General features: G+C 69.0%; 13 protein-coding genes and 2 pseudogenes. 4 read left to right on the top strand and 11 right to left on the bottom strand.

Features of this window, described 5'->3' with window-relative positions:
• Window positions 1-25: 25 nt before the first annotated feature.
• From kynA to ACG00Y_RS00560, 6 genes and pseudogenes are all read right to left on the bottom strand, one after another.
• Window positions 26-859 (bottom strand): tryptophan 2,3-dioxygenase, encoded by an 834-nt coding sequence (kynA, locus tag ACG00Y_RS00580; RefSeq protein ID WP_394475316.1) that lies wholly within the window; start codon window positions 857-859, stop codon window positions 26-28.
• Window positions 856-2,109, bottom strand: coding sequence for a kynureninase (gene kynU / locus ACG00Y_RS00575; RefSeq protein ID WP_394475315.1), 1,254 nt, complete (start codon window positions 2,107-2,109; stop codon window positions 856-858). The genes kynA and kynU overlap by 4 nt, the downstream gene beginning before the upstream one ends.
• On the bottom strand, window positions 2,106-2,762 hold the full coding sequence (gene kynB, locus ACG00Y_RS00570) for an arylformamidase (RefSeq protein ID WP_394475314.1): 657 nt from the start codon (window positions 2,760-2,762) through the stop codon (window positions 2,106-2,108). The genes kynU and kynB overlap by 4 nt, the downstream gene beginning before the upstream one ends.
• Window positions 2,763-2,856: 94 nt before the next feature.
• Window positions 2,857-3,780 (bottom strand): annotated as a pseudogene (locus ACG00Y_RS28900) (methyl-accepting chemotaxis protein); the annotation flags it as partial.
• Window positions 3,781-3,894: 114 nt separating this feature from the next.
• Window positions 3,895-4,392, bottom strand: a pseudogene (locus tag ACG00Y_RS28895) (MCP four helix bundle domain-containing protein); the annotation flags it as partial.
• Between the two features lie 188 nt (window positions 4,393-4,580).
• Entirely contained in the window at window positions 4,581-5,504 is a 924-nt protein-coding gene (locus ACG00Y_RS00560; RefSeq protein ID WP_394475311.1) for a LysR family transcriptional regulator, read from the bottom strand.
• Between the two features lie 171 nt (window positions 5,505-5,675).
• Between ACG00Y_RS00560 and ACG00Y_RS00555 the strand changes: the two genes are divergently transcribed.
• From ACG00Y_RS00555 to ACG00Y_RS00545, 3 genes are read left to right on the top strand one after another with little or no spacing between them, the layout of a single operon-like run.
• Window positions 5,676-6,506: an MBL fold metallo-hydrolase gene (locus ACG00Y_RS00555; protein WP_394476162.1), complete on the top strand. Its 831-nt coding sequence runs from the start codon at window positions 5,676-5,678 to the stop codon at window positions 6,504-6,506.
• Complete coding sequence (locus ACG00Y_RS00550) at window positions 6,503-7,207, top strand: DsbA family protein (protein ID WP_394475310.1); 705 nt, start codon at window positions 6,503-6,505, stop codon at window positions 7,205-7,207. Before ACG00Y_RS00555 ends, ACG00Y_RS00550 begins: the two co-directional genes overlap by 4 nt.
• A 13-nt stretch (window positions 7,208-7,220) precedes the next feature.
• Window positions 7,221-7,613, top strand: a complete 393-nt coding sequence (locus tag ACG00Y_RS00545; RefSeq protein ID WP_394475309.1) for a nuclear transport factor 2 family protein — start codon at window positions 7,221-7,223, stop codon at window positions 7,611-7,613.
• Window positions 7,614-7,811: 198 nt separating this feature from the next.
• Here the strand turns inward: ACG00Y_RS00545 and ACG00Y_RS00540 are convergent, their stop codons facing one another.
• Complete coding sequence (locus tag ACG00Y_RS00540) at window positions 7,812-8,933, bottom strand: ABC transporter substrate-binding protein (protein ID WP_394475308.1); 1,122 nt, start codon at window positions 8,931-8,933, stop codon at window positions 7,812-7,814.
• Window positions 8,934-9,059: 126 nt separating this feature from the next.
• On the opposite strand from ACG00Y_RS00540, the gene ACG00Y_RS00535 reads away from it, so the two are divergent.
• Window positions 9,060-9,833, top strand: a complete 774-nt coding sequence (locus ACG00Y_RS00535; RefSeq protein WP_394475307.1) for a hypothetical protein — start codon at window positions 9,060-9,062, stop codon at window positions 9,831-9,833.
• 5 nt (window positions 9,834-9,838) lie between these two features.
• On the opposite strand, the gene aqpZ is transcribed toward ACG00Y_RS00535, so the two are convergent.
• The 4 genes from aqpZ to ACG00Y_RS00515 all read right to left on the bottom strand — a co-directional run bounded on the left by aqpZ (window position 9,839) and on the right by ACG00Y_RS00515 (window position 14,327).
• Window positions 9,839-10,531, bottom strand: coding sequence for an aquaporin Z (gene aqpZ, locus ACG00Y_RS00530; protein ID WP_394475306.1), 693 nt, complete (start codon window positions 10,529-10,531; stop codon window positions 9,839-9,841).
• The gene (locus ACG00Y_RS00525) at window positions 10,528-11,298 is read right to left on the bottom strand and encodes a DUF3011 domain-containing protein (RefSeq protein ID WP_394475305.1); all 771 of its coding nucleotides are present in this window, start codon (window positions 11,296-11,298) and stop codon (window positions 10,528-10,530) included. Before ACG00Y_RS00525 ends, aqpZ begins: the two co-directional genes overlap by 4 nt.
• Window positions 11,299-11,619: 321 nt before the next feature.
• Window positions 11,620-13,203, bottom strand: a complete 1,584-nt coding sequence (locus ACG00Y_RS00520; protein ID WP_394475304.1) for a methyl-accepting chemotaxis protein — start codon at window positions 13,201-13,203, stop codon at window positions 11,620-11,622.
• A gap of 248 nt (window positions 13,204-13,451) precedes the next feature.
• Window positions 13,452-14,327, bottom strand: coding sequence for a LysR family transcriptional regulator (locus ACG00Y_RS00515; protein ID WP_394476160.1), 876 nt, complete (start codon window positions 14,325-14,327; stop codon window positions 13,452-13,454).
• Between the last annotated feature and the right edge of the window lie 91 nt (window positions 14,328-14,418).

Here is a 14,418-nt window from a genome sequence, read left to right as displayed (position 1 = left end):
TGTGCGCTGCCTGACGCGGCGCGCCTCAAAGCTCCGTGCGCAGCGTCCACAGCTCCGGGAACAGCACCACGTCCAGCATCTTGCGCAGATAGCTCACGCCGCCCGTGCCACCCGTGCCGCGCTTGAAGCCGATGACGCGCTCCACGGTGGTCACGTGGCGAAAGCGCCAGAGGCGGAAGGCGTCTTCCAGGTCCACCAGCTCCTCACCCATCTGGTAGAGGTCCCAGTGGTCCCTGGGCGCGCGGTAGACCACCAGCCAGGCGTCCTTCACGCCGTCGTCGGCGGCGTAGGGCTGGGTCCAGTCACGCTGCGTGTGCGAGCCCGGCACGGTAATGCCGCGGCTGGCCATCAGCTTCAGAACTTCGTCGTAGAGAGACGGCGCCTCATACGCCTGCTGCACCTGCGCCAGCAGATCGGGCCGGTGCTCGTGGGGCTTGAGCATGGCCGCGTTCTTGTTGCCGAGCAGGAACTCGATGCGCCGGTACTGCGCGCTCTGGAAGCCGCTGCTCTTGGCCAGGTAGGGCCGGACGGCGCTGTACTCGGGCGGCGTCATCGTCGCCAGCACGTCCCAGGCGTGGACCAACTGCTCCATGATGCGCGAGACCCGCGCCAGCATCTTGAAGGCTTCCGGCAGCCGGTCGGCCGCGACGTTAGCAATGGCCGCATGCAGCTCGTGCAGCATCAGCTTCATCCACAGCTCGGACGTCTGGTGCTGCACGATGAACAACATCTCGTTGTGGTCGGGCGAGAGCGGTTTCTGGGCGCTGAGGATGGCGTCGAGCTGCAGGTAGTCGCCGTAGCTCATGTCCTTGGAGAAGTCGAGCTGGGCGCCGTGGTGTTCGGTCGTCGACACGGTCACGTCACCTTGTTCCGATTGGTGAACTCGGGCGCATCCCAGCTGCGCTTGTCCAGGATGTCGCCCATCACGTCCACGGCTCGCGCCACGTCGGCAAAGCCGTTGTACAGCGGTGCGAAGCCGAAGCGCAGCAGTTCGGGGTCCCCGGCGCGGAAGTCGCCGATGACGCCCTGGTGGATGAGGGCCTGCATGACCGCATAGCCGTCGACGTCGCGCGGCAGCGAGAACGACACCTGCGAGCCGCGCAGCGCCGCCTCGCGCGGGGTGGCAATTGCCGCGCCCGGCACGCGCTCTTCCACGCCGCCGATGAAGGCCTCGGTCAGCGCCAGCGACTTGTTGCGCAGCGCCTTGATGCCGCCCAGCTTCTGCGCCGCGTCGAACACGTCCAGCGCCGTGTCCAGACCAGTCATGGACAGCACGGGCGGCGTGCCGCACTGGTATTGCTGGATGCCCGGCGCGGGCTGGTAGTCGCTGTCGAAGTCGAAGGGATTGGCATGGCCCAGCCAGCCGGTCAGCGGCTGCCACACCTGGCCCTCGTGGCGCGGGTGCATCCACACGAAGGCGGGGGCGCCGGGGCCGCCGTTGAGGTACTTGTAGCCGCAGCCGATGGCGAAGTCCGCCGCGCTGCCCAGCAGGTCGATGGGGACGGCGCCGGCGCTGTGCGCCAGGTCCCACACGGCCAGTGCACCGGCCTGGTGGGCCCAGCGCGTCAGCAGCCCCATGTCGTGCATGCGGCCGCTGCGGTAGTTCACGTGCGTCAGCATCAGCACGGCACAGCGCTCGTCCAGCAGGGGCGGGATCTCTTCCGGCGACTCGGCCAGGATCAGCTCGCCGCCATGGGCGCGCACGACGCTCTGGGCGATGTAGTTGTCGGTCGGGAAGTTGCTGCGCTCGCTGACGATGACGCGGCGTTGGCCCTGCTGCAGTTGCAGCGCGGCGTGCAGGACCTTGTAGAGGTTGATGGAGGTCGAGTCGGCCACCAGCACCTCGCCGGGCCGTGCGCCCAGCCAAGGTGCCAGCCGGTCGCCCAGCCGGCGTGGCAGGTCGATCCAGCCGGCCGTGTTCCAGCTCTTGATGAGGCCCTGGCCCCACTCCTGCTCGACCGCGCGCCGTATGCGCTCGGGCGTGGCGCGGGGCAGGGCGCCGAGGGAATTGCCGTCCAGGTAGGTGATGCCCTCGGGCAGCGTGAAGAGGTCGCGCAGGCTGCGCAGCGGGTCGGCGGCATCGAGCCGCTTGGCGTCGTCGAGATTCATTGGATTTCCCTGAGAACGGCGCGCACCGGAGAGGCACAGGCGCCTTGGAGTTTGAGGGGCAGGGCGATCAGCTCGTAGTCGCCCTCGGGCACGTCGTCGAGCACGAGGTTCTCCAGCACGCGCAGGTCCAGGCGCTTCAGCTGCTGGTGGCTGCTCAGCGCCTTGGAGTCGGCCGGGTCCACGCTGGGTGTGTCGATGCCGATGAGCTTCACGCCGCGCACGGCCAGCCATTCGATGGCCTCGGGGGCATAGGCGGTGAAGGTGGGGTTCCACGCGGTGTCGGCCCGTTCGCAGCAGCGCACCAGCACGCGCGGGGGCAGGTCTTGCCCAGCATGCTGGAGATGCGCGACCGTGATCAGCGGCGCCGCGCCGATGGCATGGATGACGCGGCAGCGGCCGAGGTAGGTGTCCAGCGGCACTTCATCGATGGCCGGCGCGTCATTGGCGTAGTGCAGCGGTGCATCCGCATGCGCGCCGACGTGGGGCGACATCGTGATGGCACTCAGGTTGACCGGGTAGCCGGGCGAGAGCTGCGCCGTCCAGCGCAGGCTGTAGGGCTCGTCACCGGGGAAGACGGGTGCCTCGGGAGCGACGGTGGGCGAAATGTCCCAGAGGCGGGCCGAGGGGTGGGGAGGGACGTTGGAACTGCTCATGGCGGCGGCACCATAGCTTCGCGCTGGAGAGCGTGGTGTCGGTTAAATCCAACTGCCTGTCAATCGGCGAGGGCCGCGCCTGGGCGGCCGCGGTTCAGCCTTGGCTCAGCCGGAACACTTCCATCGCTTTCACCAGTTGCCGGGCCTGGTCCTTGAGGCTCTCGGCCGCCGCCGCGCTTTGCTCGACCAGGGCGGCGTTCTGCTGCGTGGCGTCGTCCATGAGGCTGATGGCCTGGTTGATCTGGGTCACGCCCAGGCTTTGCTCGGCACTGGCGCCGCTGATCTCCGCGGTGATGGTGGCGACGTTCTGGATGGCGCTCACCACCTCGTTCATCGTCTGCCCGGCGCGGTTGACCAGCACATTGCCCTGTTCGACGCGCTCCACATTGGCGGCGATCAAGGCCTTGATCTCCTTCGCGGCGGCCGCGCTGCGCTGGGCCAGCGTGCGCACCTCGCTGGCCACGACGGCGAAGCCGCGCCCCTGCTCGCCTGCCCGGGCGGCTTCGACCGCCGCATTCAGGGCCAGGATGTTGGTCTGGAAGGCGATGCCGTCGATGACGCCGATGATGTCGACGATCTGCTTGGAGCTGTCGTCGATGCCGCGCATGGTGCTGACGACCTGCGCGACGAGTTCGCCGCCGTCGCGCGCCACCTGCGTGGCGCTGGCCGTCAGTTGATTCGCCTGCCGGCCGCTCTCGGCGTTCTGCTTGACCTGGCCCGACAGCTCCGCCATCGACGCGGCGGTTTCCTCCAGGCCGCTGGCCTGCTGCTCGGTGCGCATCGACAAGTCCATGGCGCCCTTGGCGATCTCTTCGCTGGCCACACCCACGCTGCCGGCATTGGCGCGCACGGTCTGCACCACGTCGAACAGCTGGGTCTGCATCTGGTTCAAGGCGCCGATGAGTTCGCTGATCTCGTCACGGCCGTCGTCCGGCATGCTGTCCGTCAGGTCCAGGGCGGCGATGCGGCCAACCTTGCCCGCCGCCCGCTGTAGGCGCTGGCGAAGCTTGCGGACGATCAGGGCCGACGCCACGGCCGCCGCCAGCACGATGAACAGGCCGCTGAGCAAGAGCGCGCTGCTCATGGTCTGCAGGCTGGCATTGCGTGATTCAAAGCCGGTCTTGCCTTCCAACCGCACCAGGTCGACCAGCGCCTGCAGCGACTTGACCGCAGCGGCGGCGGCCGGTGTCAGCTCGCTCTTGCGTTGCGCCTCGGCCGCCTCGGCGTCGCCTTGCAGGGACAGCTCGAACCAACGGGCGCGTGCCTGGGTGTATTTGTCGAAGCTGGCGCGCATCTCGCCGACCTGGCTCACGGCCGTGGCGGAAAGCGGCTGTTCGGTCAGGCCGGCCAGGGCCAGCTCGAAATTGCGGGCCTGCTGCTTGCCGCCGTCGATCAGCGCCTGCTGCTGCGCGCGGTCCGTCGTGCTGCGGAATTGCGCCGTGCCCAGGCGCTGGGCCCACATCGCATTCGTGGCGTCGTTCAGATAGGCCGTGGCCAGCGTTTCGCCCTTGTAGGTGCGCTCGTTGGTTTGCTGCGCCTTGCGGGATTCCCAGGCCGCCACGCCGCAGGCCAGGAAGAGCGCGGCGATCAAGCCGGAGGTCAGCAGCTGGAACTGGGTGGAGATTCGCATGGCTTGCCCTTTCTGCGTCTTCGCGACCGGGTCAGCTGCGGGGGGGGGGCTGCCGGCACGTCCTGCACCGGCCTTTGTAGCCCAGGGGCTGGCCCCCGGGCCAGCCCGGCCAGAGCGCACGGGCAGCCTGCTGCGAAGGAGTGCACAGATGTGGCCTGGCCGCAGGCGCCCGTCAGGCCCGCCGGTGATCAGGCCGCCGTCGTGGCGGCACCCAGGTCACGGTCCCAGGGCTCGTCGGCGAAGCGGGCGGCGAGGAAGTCCACCAGCAGGCGCAGCGCCAGCGGCTGGTGCTGGCGCGACAGGTAGATGGCATGGATGCCCATCTCCTCGGGCTGATGGTCAGGCAGCAGCGGCACCAGCCGGCCGGCGCGCAGGTCATCACCCAGGTAGTAGGTCGGCAGCATGCCGATGCCGGCCCCGGCCAGCACGGCGCGGCGCAGCACGGCGGTCTCGTTGGTGTGCAGGTTCCAGTTGACCGGCACGGTGATGACCTCGCCGCCGTGCAGGAAGCGGTACTGCCGGCCAATGCCGAAGGCGTGCGCCACGCAGCGGTGCTGGCGCAGTTCGTCGGCCGTGTGCGGAGTGCCGTGCTGCTGCAGGTAGCCGGGCGAGGCGCAGAGCAGGGAGCGGCAGCGCGCCAGTGGGCGGGCAATCATGGCCGGGTCCAGGTGGTTGGTGATGCGCACGGCCAGGTCCACCCGCTCGGCCACCAGGTCGGCCGCCTTGTCGGCGACGGACAGCATCACCTCCACCTGCTGGTACTGCTGCTGGAAGTCCACCAGCGCGCTTGTCAGCTGCGCCTCCGCCAGCGAACCCGGCGTGGTGATGCGCAGCAGGCCGGCGGGTTCGCGGCTGCGCTCGGCGGCCAGGTGCTGGGTCTCCAGCGCCAGGTCCAGCAGCTGGCGGCAGGCGGGCAGGGCGGCGCTGCCGGCATCGGTCAGGCTGACCCGGCGCGTCGTGCGGTGCAGCAGCCGCGCGCCCAGCCAGTCCTCGGCCGCTGCCAGGTAGCGGCTGACCATGGCGGTGGACATCTCCAGCTGATCGGCCGCCTGGGTCAGGCTGCCGCGGTCCGCCACTTCGACAAAGACACGCAAGGCGGTCAGGCGATCCATGGGTTCCCTTCGGATTGAGACGAACGGTGAAATAAACAGTCAACCGAAGCGGACTTTATCAACCGTATCGCAATGCCTAGAGTTCAGCCCATACCCACCTCACCCACGGAGATGCCCATGTTCCCCCTCAGCCAACTCGTCCGCCGCCTGCTGCCCGCACTGGCCCTCGGCATGGTCGCCAGCGGCGCCGCACAAGCCCAGACACCGCTGGCCGTCAAGGTCTACAACGCCGATGGCAACAGCTTCCACGTCAATGCCGTGGTGGTGAGCGGCAAGACCGAGGCGCTGGTCATCGACAGCGGCTTCACCCGCGCCGACGCGCTGCGCGTGGCGGCCAACGTGCTGGACAGCGGCAAGACGCTGAAGACCATCTTCATCAGCAATGCCGACCCGGACTTCTACTTCGGCGCCGAGACGCTGAAGACCCTCTTCCCCAACGCCCGCGTGCTGACCACGCCCGCCGTGCGCGAAAAGATCCAGGCCAAGCTGGCGGGCAAGCTCGCCTTCTGGTCGCCCAAGATGGGCGCCAACGCGCCGCAGCAGCCCGTCGTGCCCGAGGCGCTTCAAGGCAGCAGCCTGACCGTGGATGGCGAGACCGTCGAGGTGCGCGGCACCACCGGCGTGCTGGCCCACCGGCCCTATGTGTGGATTCCGTCCATCAAGACCATCGCCGGCAACATCGCCATCTTCGGCAACCTGCATGTGTGGACGGCCGACACGCAGAAGCCCGCCGAGCGCCAGGCCTGGTTTGCCCAGCTCGACGAGATCGAGGCGCTCAAGCCCGCCACCGTCGTGCCCGGCCACATGGCCGCCGGCACCACGCTGGACGCCAGCGCCATCCGCCACACCCGCGACTACCTGCGCCGCTTCGACGCCGAAGCTGCCAAGGCCAAGACCGGCGCTGAGCTGATCGACGCCATGAAGCAGGCCTACCCGCAGGCCGGCCTTGGCATCGCGCTGGACATCGGCGCCAAGGTCAACAAGGGCGAAATGGCCTGGTGAGCGCCGTGACCAACCCCGTCCTCCACTACATCCACGACCCGCTGTGCGGCTGGTGCTGGGGCGCCGCGCCGCTGGTGCGCGCGGCCAGTGCCGTGCTGCCGCTGCGCCTGCATGGCGGCGGCATGATGGCCGGCGCCCAGCGCCAGCCCGTCACGCCCGAGCTGCGCGGCTACGTGATGGCGCATGACCAGCGCATCGCCGAGGCCAGCGGCCAGCCCTTTGGCGCGCCCTACCGTGACGTGCTGCTGCGTGACGGCGAGGCGGTGTTCGACTCCGAGCCGCCCACCGCTGCCATCCTTGCCGCCGACGCGCTGGGCGGGCGCGGGCTGCACCTGCTGGCCGAACTGCAGGCGGCGCACTACGTGCAGGGGCGGCGCATCGCGGAGCCGGCCGTGCTGGTGGAGCTTGCCGGCGCCATCGGCCTGGCCGAGGCGGATTTCGCTGACGAGCTGGCACGCCAGAGCGCCGGCCCGGTGCAGACGCACATCCAGCAGACCCGGGCCTTCATGGCGCGGACCGGCGTGCGCGGCTTTCCCGGCTTCATCCTGGAGACGCCGGCAGGCCTGAGCCGGTTGGACGCCATGGCCTACCTGGGGCGGCCGCTGGACTTCGCTGCGGTGCTGCAAGGCCTGGCAGGCCAGCCGCCGGTGGGGCCAGACGACGCGGCAACGCTGTGCGCGGTCGACGGCTGTACTCCATGAAGCGGAGCCGAACATGAAGACCCACCTGCAGATCGTGACCGACCACTACGCCGCCTCGGCGCGTGGCGACATCGCCGCCATGATGGCCGACGTGGCGCCCGACGTGGCCCGGACGGAGATGGCCGGCTTCCCCTGTGGCGGCACCTGGGTCGGGCCGCAAGAGGTCGTCAACAACGTCTTTGCTGTGTTGGGCCGCGACTGGGACGGCTACCGCTTCACGCTGGAGCAGATCATCGATGGCGGCGACCAACTGGTGGGCATCGGCCACTACAGCGGCCGCTGCAGCGCCACCGGCAAGGCCATGCAGGCGCGGGTGGCGCACGTGTGGCGCCTGGCGCAGGGCCGGGTCGTGGCCTTCGAGCAGTTCACCGACACGCTGCTGGTGGCCAGGGCGATGACGGCTTGAGGCCGCATTCGGGCCGAGCGCCGGGCCGCCCCAAGCCGGCCCGGTGGGCGATGTGCTTGCCGGTCGAACCGGCAAGCATCGCCGTCCCCTTGGGGGCTGAGGCCGGACACGGCAAGTCCTGTGGACTTGGCGTGCCTGCCGAAGAGCAGCCGCTCTGTCGGCTGCGCGGGCTGCAAGACCGGGCGAGGGGCTCACGCCTCACCGCCTGAACTTGCCCGTCCTGTCGATGATGGCAAGGTCGACATAGTCCAGCCCGCTGTGGTCCTTGGCGCTGTAGCCCACCTCGATGCCGCCCAGGTCATAGCGGCCCATGCCTTCCAGCGCATCGCGCAGGCTCTGGCGCGTCGGCTGCTTGCCAGCCCGCTTCAGGCCCTCCACCAGCACCTTGGCCGACACATAGCCTTCGACGGTGGTGGGCGTCAGCTCCAGGCCAGCCTTCTGCGCGGCCTCCAGGGCCTCCTTGATGACCGGCTTGGCGATGGAGCGCTCGTACGGGAACACCTGGCTGACGATGACGCCGTAGGCAATGTCGCCCAGGTCCTTGATGAAGCCGGCCGAGGCGTTGTTGGACAAGGTCACCAGCTGCGCCGACGATCCCGCCGCCCGCACGGCCTTCATGCCCTGCACGACGGCCGTGCCGGAGCCGATGAACAGCACCGCCTGAGGCTCCTTGGCCAGCAGCCGGGGCAGCAAGGGCGCGAAGTCGGGCTTGGCACGGTCGTACTTCTCGTGAGCGACGGCCGCCTTGTTCACCTTGGCCAGGCCAGCCATCGCGCCTTGCACGGCGTCCTCGCCGAAGGAGTCGTCGACCTGCACGATGGCGATGCGCTCGACGCCGATCAGGCTCAGGTGCTCGATGGACCGCTCGGCCTCGCGCTGATAGGTGGCGCGCACGTTGAACAGCCAGGGGTGCACGGGCTTGTGCAGCACCATCGCGCCGGTGGACGGCGCCACCAGCGGGATCTTGTGCTCGGTGAGCAGCGGCATGATGGCCTGCGTCAGCGGCGTGCCGCGGTTCAGGAACAGCGCCACCACGCCTTGGTCGATCAGCGCCTTGGCATTGGTAACGGCCAGCTTGGCGTCGAACTTGTCGTCCAGCGACACCAGCGTCAGCTTCTGGCCGTTGACGCCGCCGCCGGCGTTGACGATGTCGAAGTAGAGCTTGGCGCCCTGTGTCGCCTCCTTCACGCTGGCGGCCACGGTGCCGGTGTGGCCGGCGGTCTGGCCGATGGTGATCTGCGCGTGGGCGCCGGCCATCAGCCCGGCCGTCGTGGCGGCGGTGGCGAGCAGGCGGCTGGCCAGTCGTCGGAAGTGATGCATCGTTGTCTCCAGGCCGGGCCGGCGCAGTTGTTTTGAAGAGGAAGGTCATCACGCGAGACCAGCTCGCGCGAGCGCGTTGACTTTAGATTCGGCACCCGTGCCCGGCTACTGCGTACTTCCACATTCATGAAGACTATCGTCTACCAATCCTTCCGCACCGAGCGGGTGCCGGCCTGGATCACCGCCTGCATGGCCACCGTCAAGGCCTGGGCGCAGGCGCAGGGGTTCGACTACCGCTTCTACGACGACGCCTTCCTGGCCCGCGCGCCCGACTGGTTCCGCGCCAAGGCGCAACACGCGATCTGCCCCGTCACGGACCTGGCCCGCCTCGTCGTCGCCAAGGAGCTGCTGGCCGAGGGCTGGCAGCGCAGCATCTGGGTGGACGCGGACATGCTCGTCTTCGACCCCGATGCGCTGCAGATCACGGCGGAGAGCGGCTTTGCGCTTTGCCATGAACTCTGGCTGTTCACCGATCCAACGGGCACCCGCCGCGTCATCCACCGCGTCAACAACTCGGTGGCCGTGTTCTGCGCCGGCAGCCTGCATCTGGACTTCTTCATCGATGCCTGCGCGCGCATCGGCCGCCAGCGGGAAGTCGTCGGCAAGCTCGACGTCGGCACGAACTTTTTCTCGCAGCTGCGGCAGATCCTGCCGTTTCCGTTGCTCGACAACGTCGGCCTGCTGAGCCCCGCCTTCATGGCCGAGATCGTGGCGGCGCAGCCGGTGGCGGTGGCCGAGTACATGCGGGCGCTGCCGGCGCCACTGGCGAGCGTCAACCTGTGCGGGTCGCTGCAGGGGCAGACGTTGCAGGGCGTGGTGGCGGAGGAGGGCTTGTTTGAGGCGGTCGTCGAGCGGCTGCTGGGGAGTGGGGGTGAGGTGCTCAACGGGTTGAGGCGTTGACAGGCTCAGCGCTGTTCGCTGCCGATGACCCGGTACATGGCGGCACCCAGCACCGCGCCGATGATGGGCGCGACCCAGAACAACCACAGCTGCTCCACCGCCCAGCCGCCGACGAAGAGCGCCGCGCCGGTGCTGCGCGCCGGGTTGACCGAGGTGTTCGTGACCGGGATGCTGATCAGGTGGATCAGCGTCAGCGCCAGGCCGATGGCGATGGGCGCAAAGCCGGCCGGTGCGCGGCGGTCGGTCGCGCCGAGGATGATGAGGAGGAAGAAGGCCGTCATGACCACCTCGGTCACCAGCGCGGCGGTGAGCGAATAGCCACCCGGCGAATGCGCGCCGTAGCCGTTGGATGCGAAGCCCTTGCTGACATCGAAGCCCGGCGCGCCGCTGGCGATGACATACAGCACGGCACCCGCAGCGATGCCGCCCGCGACCTGGGCCACGATGTAGGGCAACAACTCCTTGGCCGGGAAGCGCCCGCCGGCCCACAGGCCTACCGACACGGCCGGGTTCAGGTGGCAGCCCGAGATGTGGCCGATGGCGAAGGCCATGGTCAGCACGGTCAGGCCGAAGGCCAGCGATACGCCGTGCAGGCCGATGCCCACCTGCGGGAAGGCTGCGGCGAGCACGGCACTGCCGCAGCCGCCAAGGACGAGCCAGAAGGTGCCGATGGATTCGGCGGCGAGCTTGTTGATCATGAGTAACTCCAGGTTCTAGATGGTGGGATTCTGGAGGCGCTGCGCCGCGACGGGGTGCTCTCGCCTGCAACAGAACGACGCTGTGGCGGAGCGGCGAAGGCGGGGCAGAAACTGCATCCGGGCCTTGACCCGCTCCTGCGCGTCGTAGCCGCTGAAGTGAAAGTGAGCCCCTCGCCCGGTCTTGCCCCGCTGGACGCGGGCCGGCCCAGTCGGCCCCCCGGGGGGCGGCGATGCTTGCGGGCTCGACCGGCAAGCACATCGCCCACCGGGCCGGCTTGGGAGCGGCCCGGCGCTCGGCCCGAATTGCTTCTTTCATGCGTCGCGGGTGCCGCGAATGCGGAATGGACAACTGAAATGACCCACGGCGGAGGGTAGCGCCTCACCCCGGGCCTCCCTTGTCGAGCTTGCTGCTTGCGACTGCTCACCAAAGCGGTCAACGTGGCCAGCCCGACGATGGCCACACCGCTGCCGACGGTCTTGTGGCGGTCGTGGTGGTCGTTGCGGCCGACGCGGAAGTCTGCCGGGCAGCCGCGATCCACCCATACGCCGTAGCGGTCATGGCCCCAGTAGCGCCCCTCGCGGCAATCGATGAGGCTGCGCTGCCGGAGCAGTTCCATCCGGTTGTCGGTGTCGGCCCGGCAGTAGCGATAGCTGAAACTGCGGCTGTCGCAGCCTAGGGTCTCTTCGGCCGCCGCCGGCCCCGGCAGGACCGCCCGACCCAGGCTGCTCGGGGCTGCGGCCGACTTTTGACAATGCCTTGCCAGCATGCCGCCTCCGTCCACGTGACGCTTCGTTAGCGAAGCGGCCCGATGCTATTGCAGCGCGATGGCGGGGCCATGAAGCCGGCGTCGCGATGGCGAAGTGCCTTTCCCTTCGATTGAGGATGCCGCCGCCTTCGCAATGCTGGCACCAGGCGACCGGGTGGAAGTTGCCGTGGCCGGAGTGCGCCTTGCTTGCCGGCGGGAAGTCATCGGCAGGCTGGACGCCGGCACGAACGTTCTCGCGTAGCTGCGGCAGATCCTGCCGTTCCGCTGCTTGACAATGTCGGCCGGTTGAGCCCCGCCTGTCTCCATGCGGGGCAACCGCTGTCAGCCACGCGACGCCGGCCGATCGATGTGGAACAGCCGCACGACTTCGGCCAGGCGGCTGGCCTGCTGGGTCAGGCTCTCGGCGGCCGCCGCGCTTTGTTCGACCAGGGCCGCGTTCTGCTGCGTGCTGCGGTCCAGTTCGAAGACGGAGCCGCTGACGCGGCCGATGCCTTCGGTCTGCTCATGCGCGGATGCGCCGATCTCGGTGATCAGGTCGGCCACGTTCTTCACCTGCCTGACGATGTCATCCATCGTCGCGCCGGCATCGCTGACCAGTTGCGTGCCGGCCTCCACCCGGCCCACGCTCGCGCCGATGAGCGACTTGATCTCCTTGGCCGCCTCGGCGCTGCGCTGCGCCAGGCTGCGCACCTCGGAGGCCACGACGGCAAACCCGCGGCCTTGCTCGCCGGCGCGGGCCGCCTCGACGGCGGCATTCAGCGCCAGGATATTGGTCTGGAAGGCGATGCCGTCGATGACGCCGATGATGTCGGCGATCTTCTTGGAGCTGGTGCTGATGTCTTCCATCGTTGCCACCACCTGTCCCACCACCTGACCTCCCTTGGCGGCCGCGGCACTGGCCGAGGCGGCGAGCTGGGTGGCCTGGCGTGCGGTGTCCGCATTGCCCTTGACGGCCGCGTTCATCTGGCTCATTGAGGACGCCGTCTGCTGCAGGCTGGACGCCTGCTGCTCGGTGCGCGTGGACAGGTCGGCATTGCCGCTGGCGATCTCCGCCGAGCCGGTGGCGATGGAGTCGGACGCTTGGCGGACCTGGAGGACGATGGCCGCCAGGCTGTCGCGCATGGCGCCGAGCGAGGCCAGCACGCTCTGCGGCGGTGCGGCCGCCGCACCCGGCAGCTGGTTCAGGTCGCCGGCAGCCACGCGCCGCGCCGCGTCTCCCAGCGCCTGGGGCTCGGCACCCAGCTGGCGCAGGATGCTGCGCGACAGCAGCCACGCCAGCGCCGTGCCGCAGAGCAGCGCCAGGGCCAGCGCGATCAACATTACCTGCAGGAAACCGTCCGACTGCTCCAGCGCAATCTTGTTCTCGACCTGGATGCGGCTCTCCTCGTAGTCGATCAGGCGGTTGATCGCCGCCAGCCATTGCACGTATTGCGGCTTGGCTTCACCCCACAGCAGTGCCTGCGCGCCCGCCGTGTCGCCCGCGTCCATCAGCTTGACGACGTTCTGGGTGGTGGCTACGGCTTGCGCCTCGATGGCCTTGATGTCGCCGTACAGCTTGTCGAGTGCGGGCTTGTCTGCAGAAGTGGCTAGCAGCGTCTCCAGCGGCTTCGCTGACTCGGCGTAGAACCTGGCCAGCGCATCGATGGCGGCGGTCTCCTTTTGCCGGTCGGCCGGCTCTGCGCCCAGCACCACGTCACGCACGGCAATGGCCCGGTCGTGCGCCGAGCCGCGGAAGTTGATCGCAAAGCGCTGGATGGAGGCGTGCACATCGTTGTTGGCATGCAGCGCCGCTCGGATGGCGTTCACCTTGACCACCGCCACCGACGTGACGATCACCAGGATGGTGAGCACAAGTCCGAAGCCCAGACGCAGGCGCGTGCCGACGGGCAACTGATCGAGTTTCATGGGGTGCACTTTCTTTTTCGAGCGGCGAAACAAGGGGCGGCAATGACTGTCGCGAAAGCGCAGCGGGCTGCCTTTAACAAGGTTTGTCCAGGACAAATTGCGGACAGACGAATGATGAGTGGTTTCCGGCTCAGCCCGTTTGTAGGAGGCGTGAAGGCGCGGCAGGATTTCGCGGTTGCGCCCAACGTGCAGCCGTTGCGGCCGGCTGGCGATCTGCGGTGGGCGTCCTCCCTGGTGGCTTGGAAGGTTCAGCGTGTCGGCCGCACGGCCAGGAAGTTTTCCCGCAACACGCCGGCCGAATCCTTGCGCCATGCTGCGAACACGGCCGACGTCTCGAGGGCCTCGACCAGCGGCCTGAACACCGCCCCCTGCACGCCCGCCCGCAGGAACGCCGCCGGCACGATGCTGACGCCCAGCCCCTGCGCTACCAGTGACACGACCGACAGCCAGTGCCGGCCTTCGTGCTGCAGCCGCGGGTAGAAGCCGTGCTGGCGGCAGATCTCGACGATGCGGGCGTGGTAGTCCGGCGAGCCCTTGCGGGAGAACAGGATGAAGGGCTGGTCGCTCAAGCCCGCGAGCGGGATCTCCTCGAGCACTGCCAGCGGGTGGCCGGCGGGCAGGCAGGCGAGAAAGGGCTCGCTGTAGAGCGGCTGCGAGGCCAGCGCCGGCGGCAGGCGGTCGGTGTGGACGAGGCCGAGGTCCAGTTCCTCGCCGAGCAGCGCGTCGATCTGGTCCTGCGAGTTCAGCTCCACGACGACCACCTCGACCCTGGGATGGCTGGCCTGGAAGGCCTGCAGCCAGGCCGACAGGCCGTTGAACAGCGTGGAGCCGACAAAGCCCAGCCGCAGCCGGCCCACCTCGCCGGACTGCACGTCGCGGGCCAGCGCGCAGGCGTCCTCGGCGCGGTCGATCAGGCCTTGCGCGCTGGCGCGGAAGGCCAGGCCCGCCGGCGTCAGGCGCACACCCTTGCTGTCGCGGTCGAACAACCGGGCGCCGACGCTGGCCTCCAGTTGCTGGATGGCCACGGACAGCGGCGGTTGCGAGATGGCCAGGCGCTGGGCGGCGCGGCCGAAGTGCAGTTCCTCGGCCAGCGCGAGGAAGTAGCGCAGGTGGCGGAACTCCAGCGAGCGTGTCGCATCGATAGGCATGGCGAATGGTCGGAGTCGTTTCTTGAATTGGACACGAATCGGGCAGCGGAGGAATACTCGGCGCCAT

The sequence above is a fragment of the Pelomonas parva genome (assembly GCF_043555835.1).
Classification (GTDB): Bacteria; Pseudomonadota; Gammaproteobacteria; order Burkholderiales; family Burkholderiaceae_C; genus Pelomonas; species Pelomonas parva.
This window is presented reverse-complemented; position numbering and strand designations above follow the sequence as displayed.

What these genes read in the sequence shown, in the direction of transcription:
- kynU (WP_394475315.1), bottom strand. Translation starts at nt 2,109, where the DNA reads ATGAATCTCGACGACGCCAAGCGGCTCGATGCCGCCGACCCGCTGCGC.
- kynB (WP_394475314.1), bottom strand. Translation starts at nt 2,762, where the DNA reads ATGAGCAGTTCCAACGTCCCTCCCCACCCCTCGGCCCGCCTCTGGGAC.
- ACG00Y_RS00560 (WP_394475311.1), bottom strand. Translation starts at nt 5,504, where the DNA reads ATGGATCGCCTGACCGCCTTGCGTGTCTTTGTCGAAGTGGCGGACCGC.
- ACG00Y_RS00555 (WP_394476162.1), top strand. Translation starts at nt 5,676, where the DNA reads ATGGTCGCCAGCGGCGCCGCACAAGCCCAGACACCGCTGGCCGTCAAG.
- ACG00Y_RS00545 (WP_394475309.1), top strand. Translation starts at nt 7,221, where the DNA reads ATGAAGACCCACCTGCAGATCGTGACCGACCACTACGCCGCCTCGGCG.
- ACG00Y_RS00540 (WP_394475308.1), bottom strand. Translation starts at nt 8,933, where the DNA reads ATGCATCACTTCCGACGACTGGCCAGCCGCCTGCTCGCCACCGCCGCC.
- ACG00Y_RS00535 (WP_394475307.1), top strand. Translation starts at nt 9,060, where the DNA reads ATGAAGACTATCGTCTACCAATCCTTCCGCACCGAGCGGGTGCCGGCC.
- aqpZ (WP_394475306.1), bottom strand. Translation starts at nt 10,531, where the DNA reads ATGATCAACAAGCTCGCCGCCGAATCCATCGGCACCTTCTGGCTCGTC.
- ACG00Y_RS00525 (WP_394475305.1), bottom strand. Translation starts at nt 11,298, where the DNA reads ATGCTGGCAAGGCATTGTCAAAAGTCGGCCGCAGCCCCGAGCAGCCTG.
- ACG00Y_RS00520 (WP_394475304.1), bottom strand. Translation starts at nt 13,203, where the DNA reads ATGAAACTCGATCAGTTGCCCGTCGGCACGCGCCTGCGTCTGGGCTTC.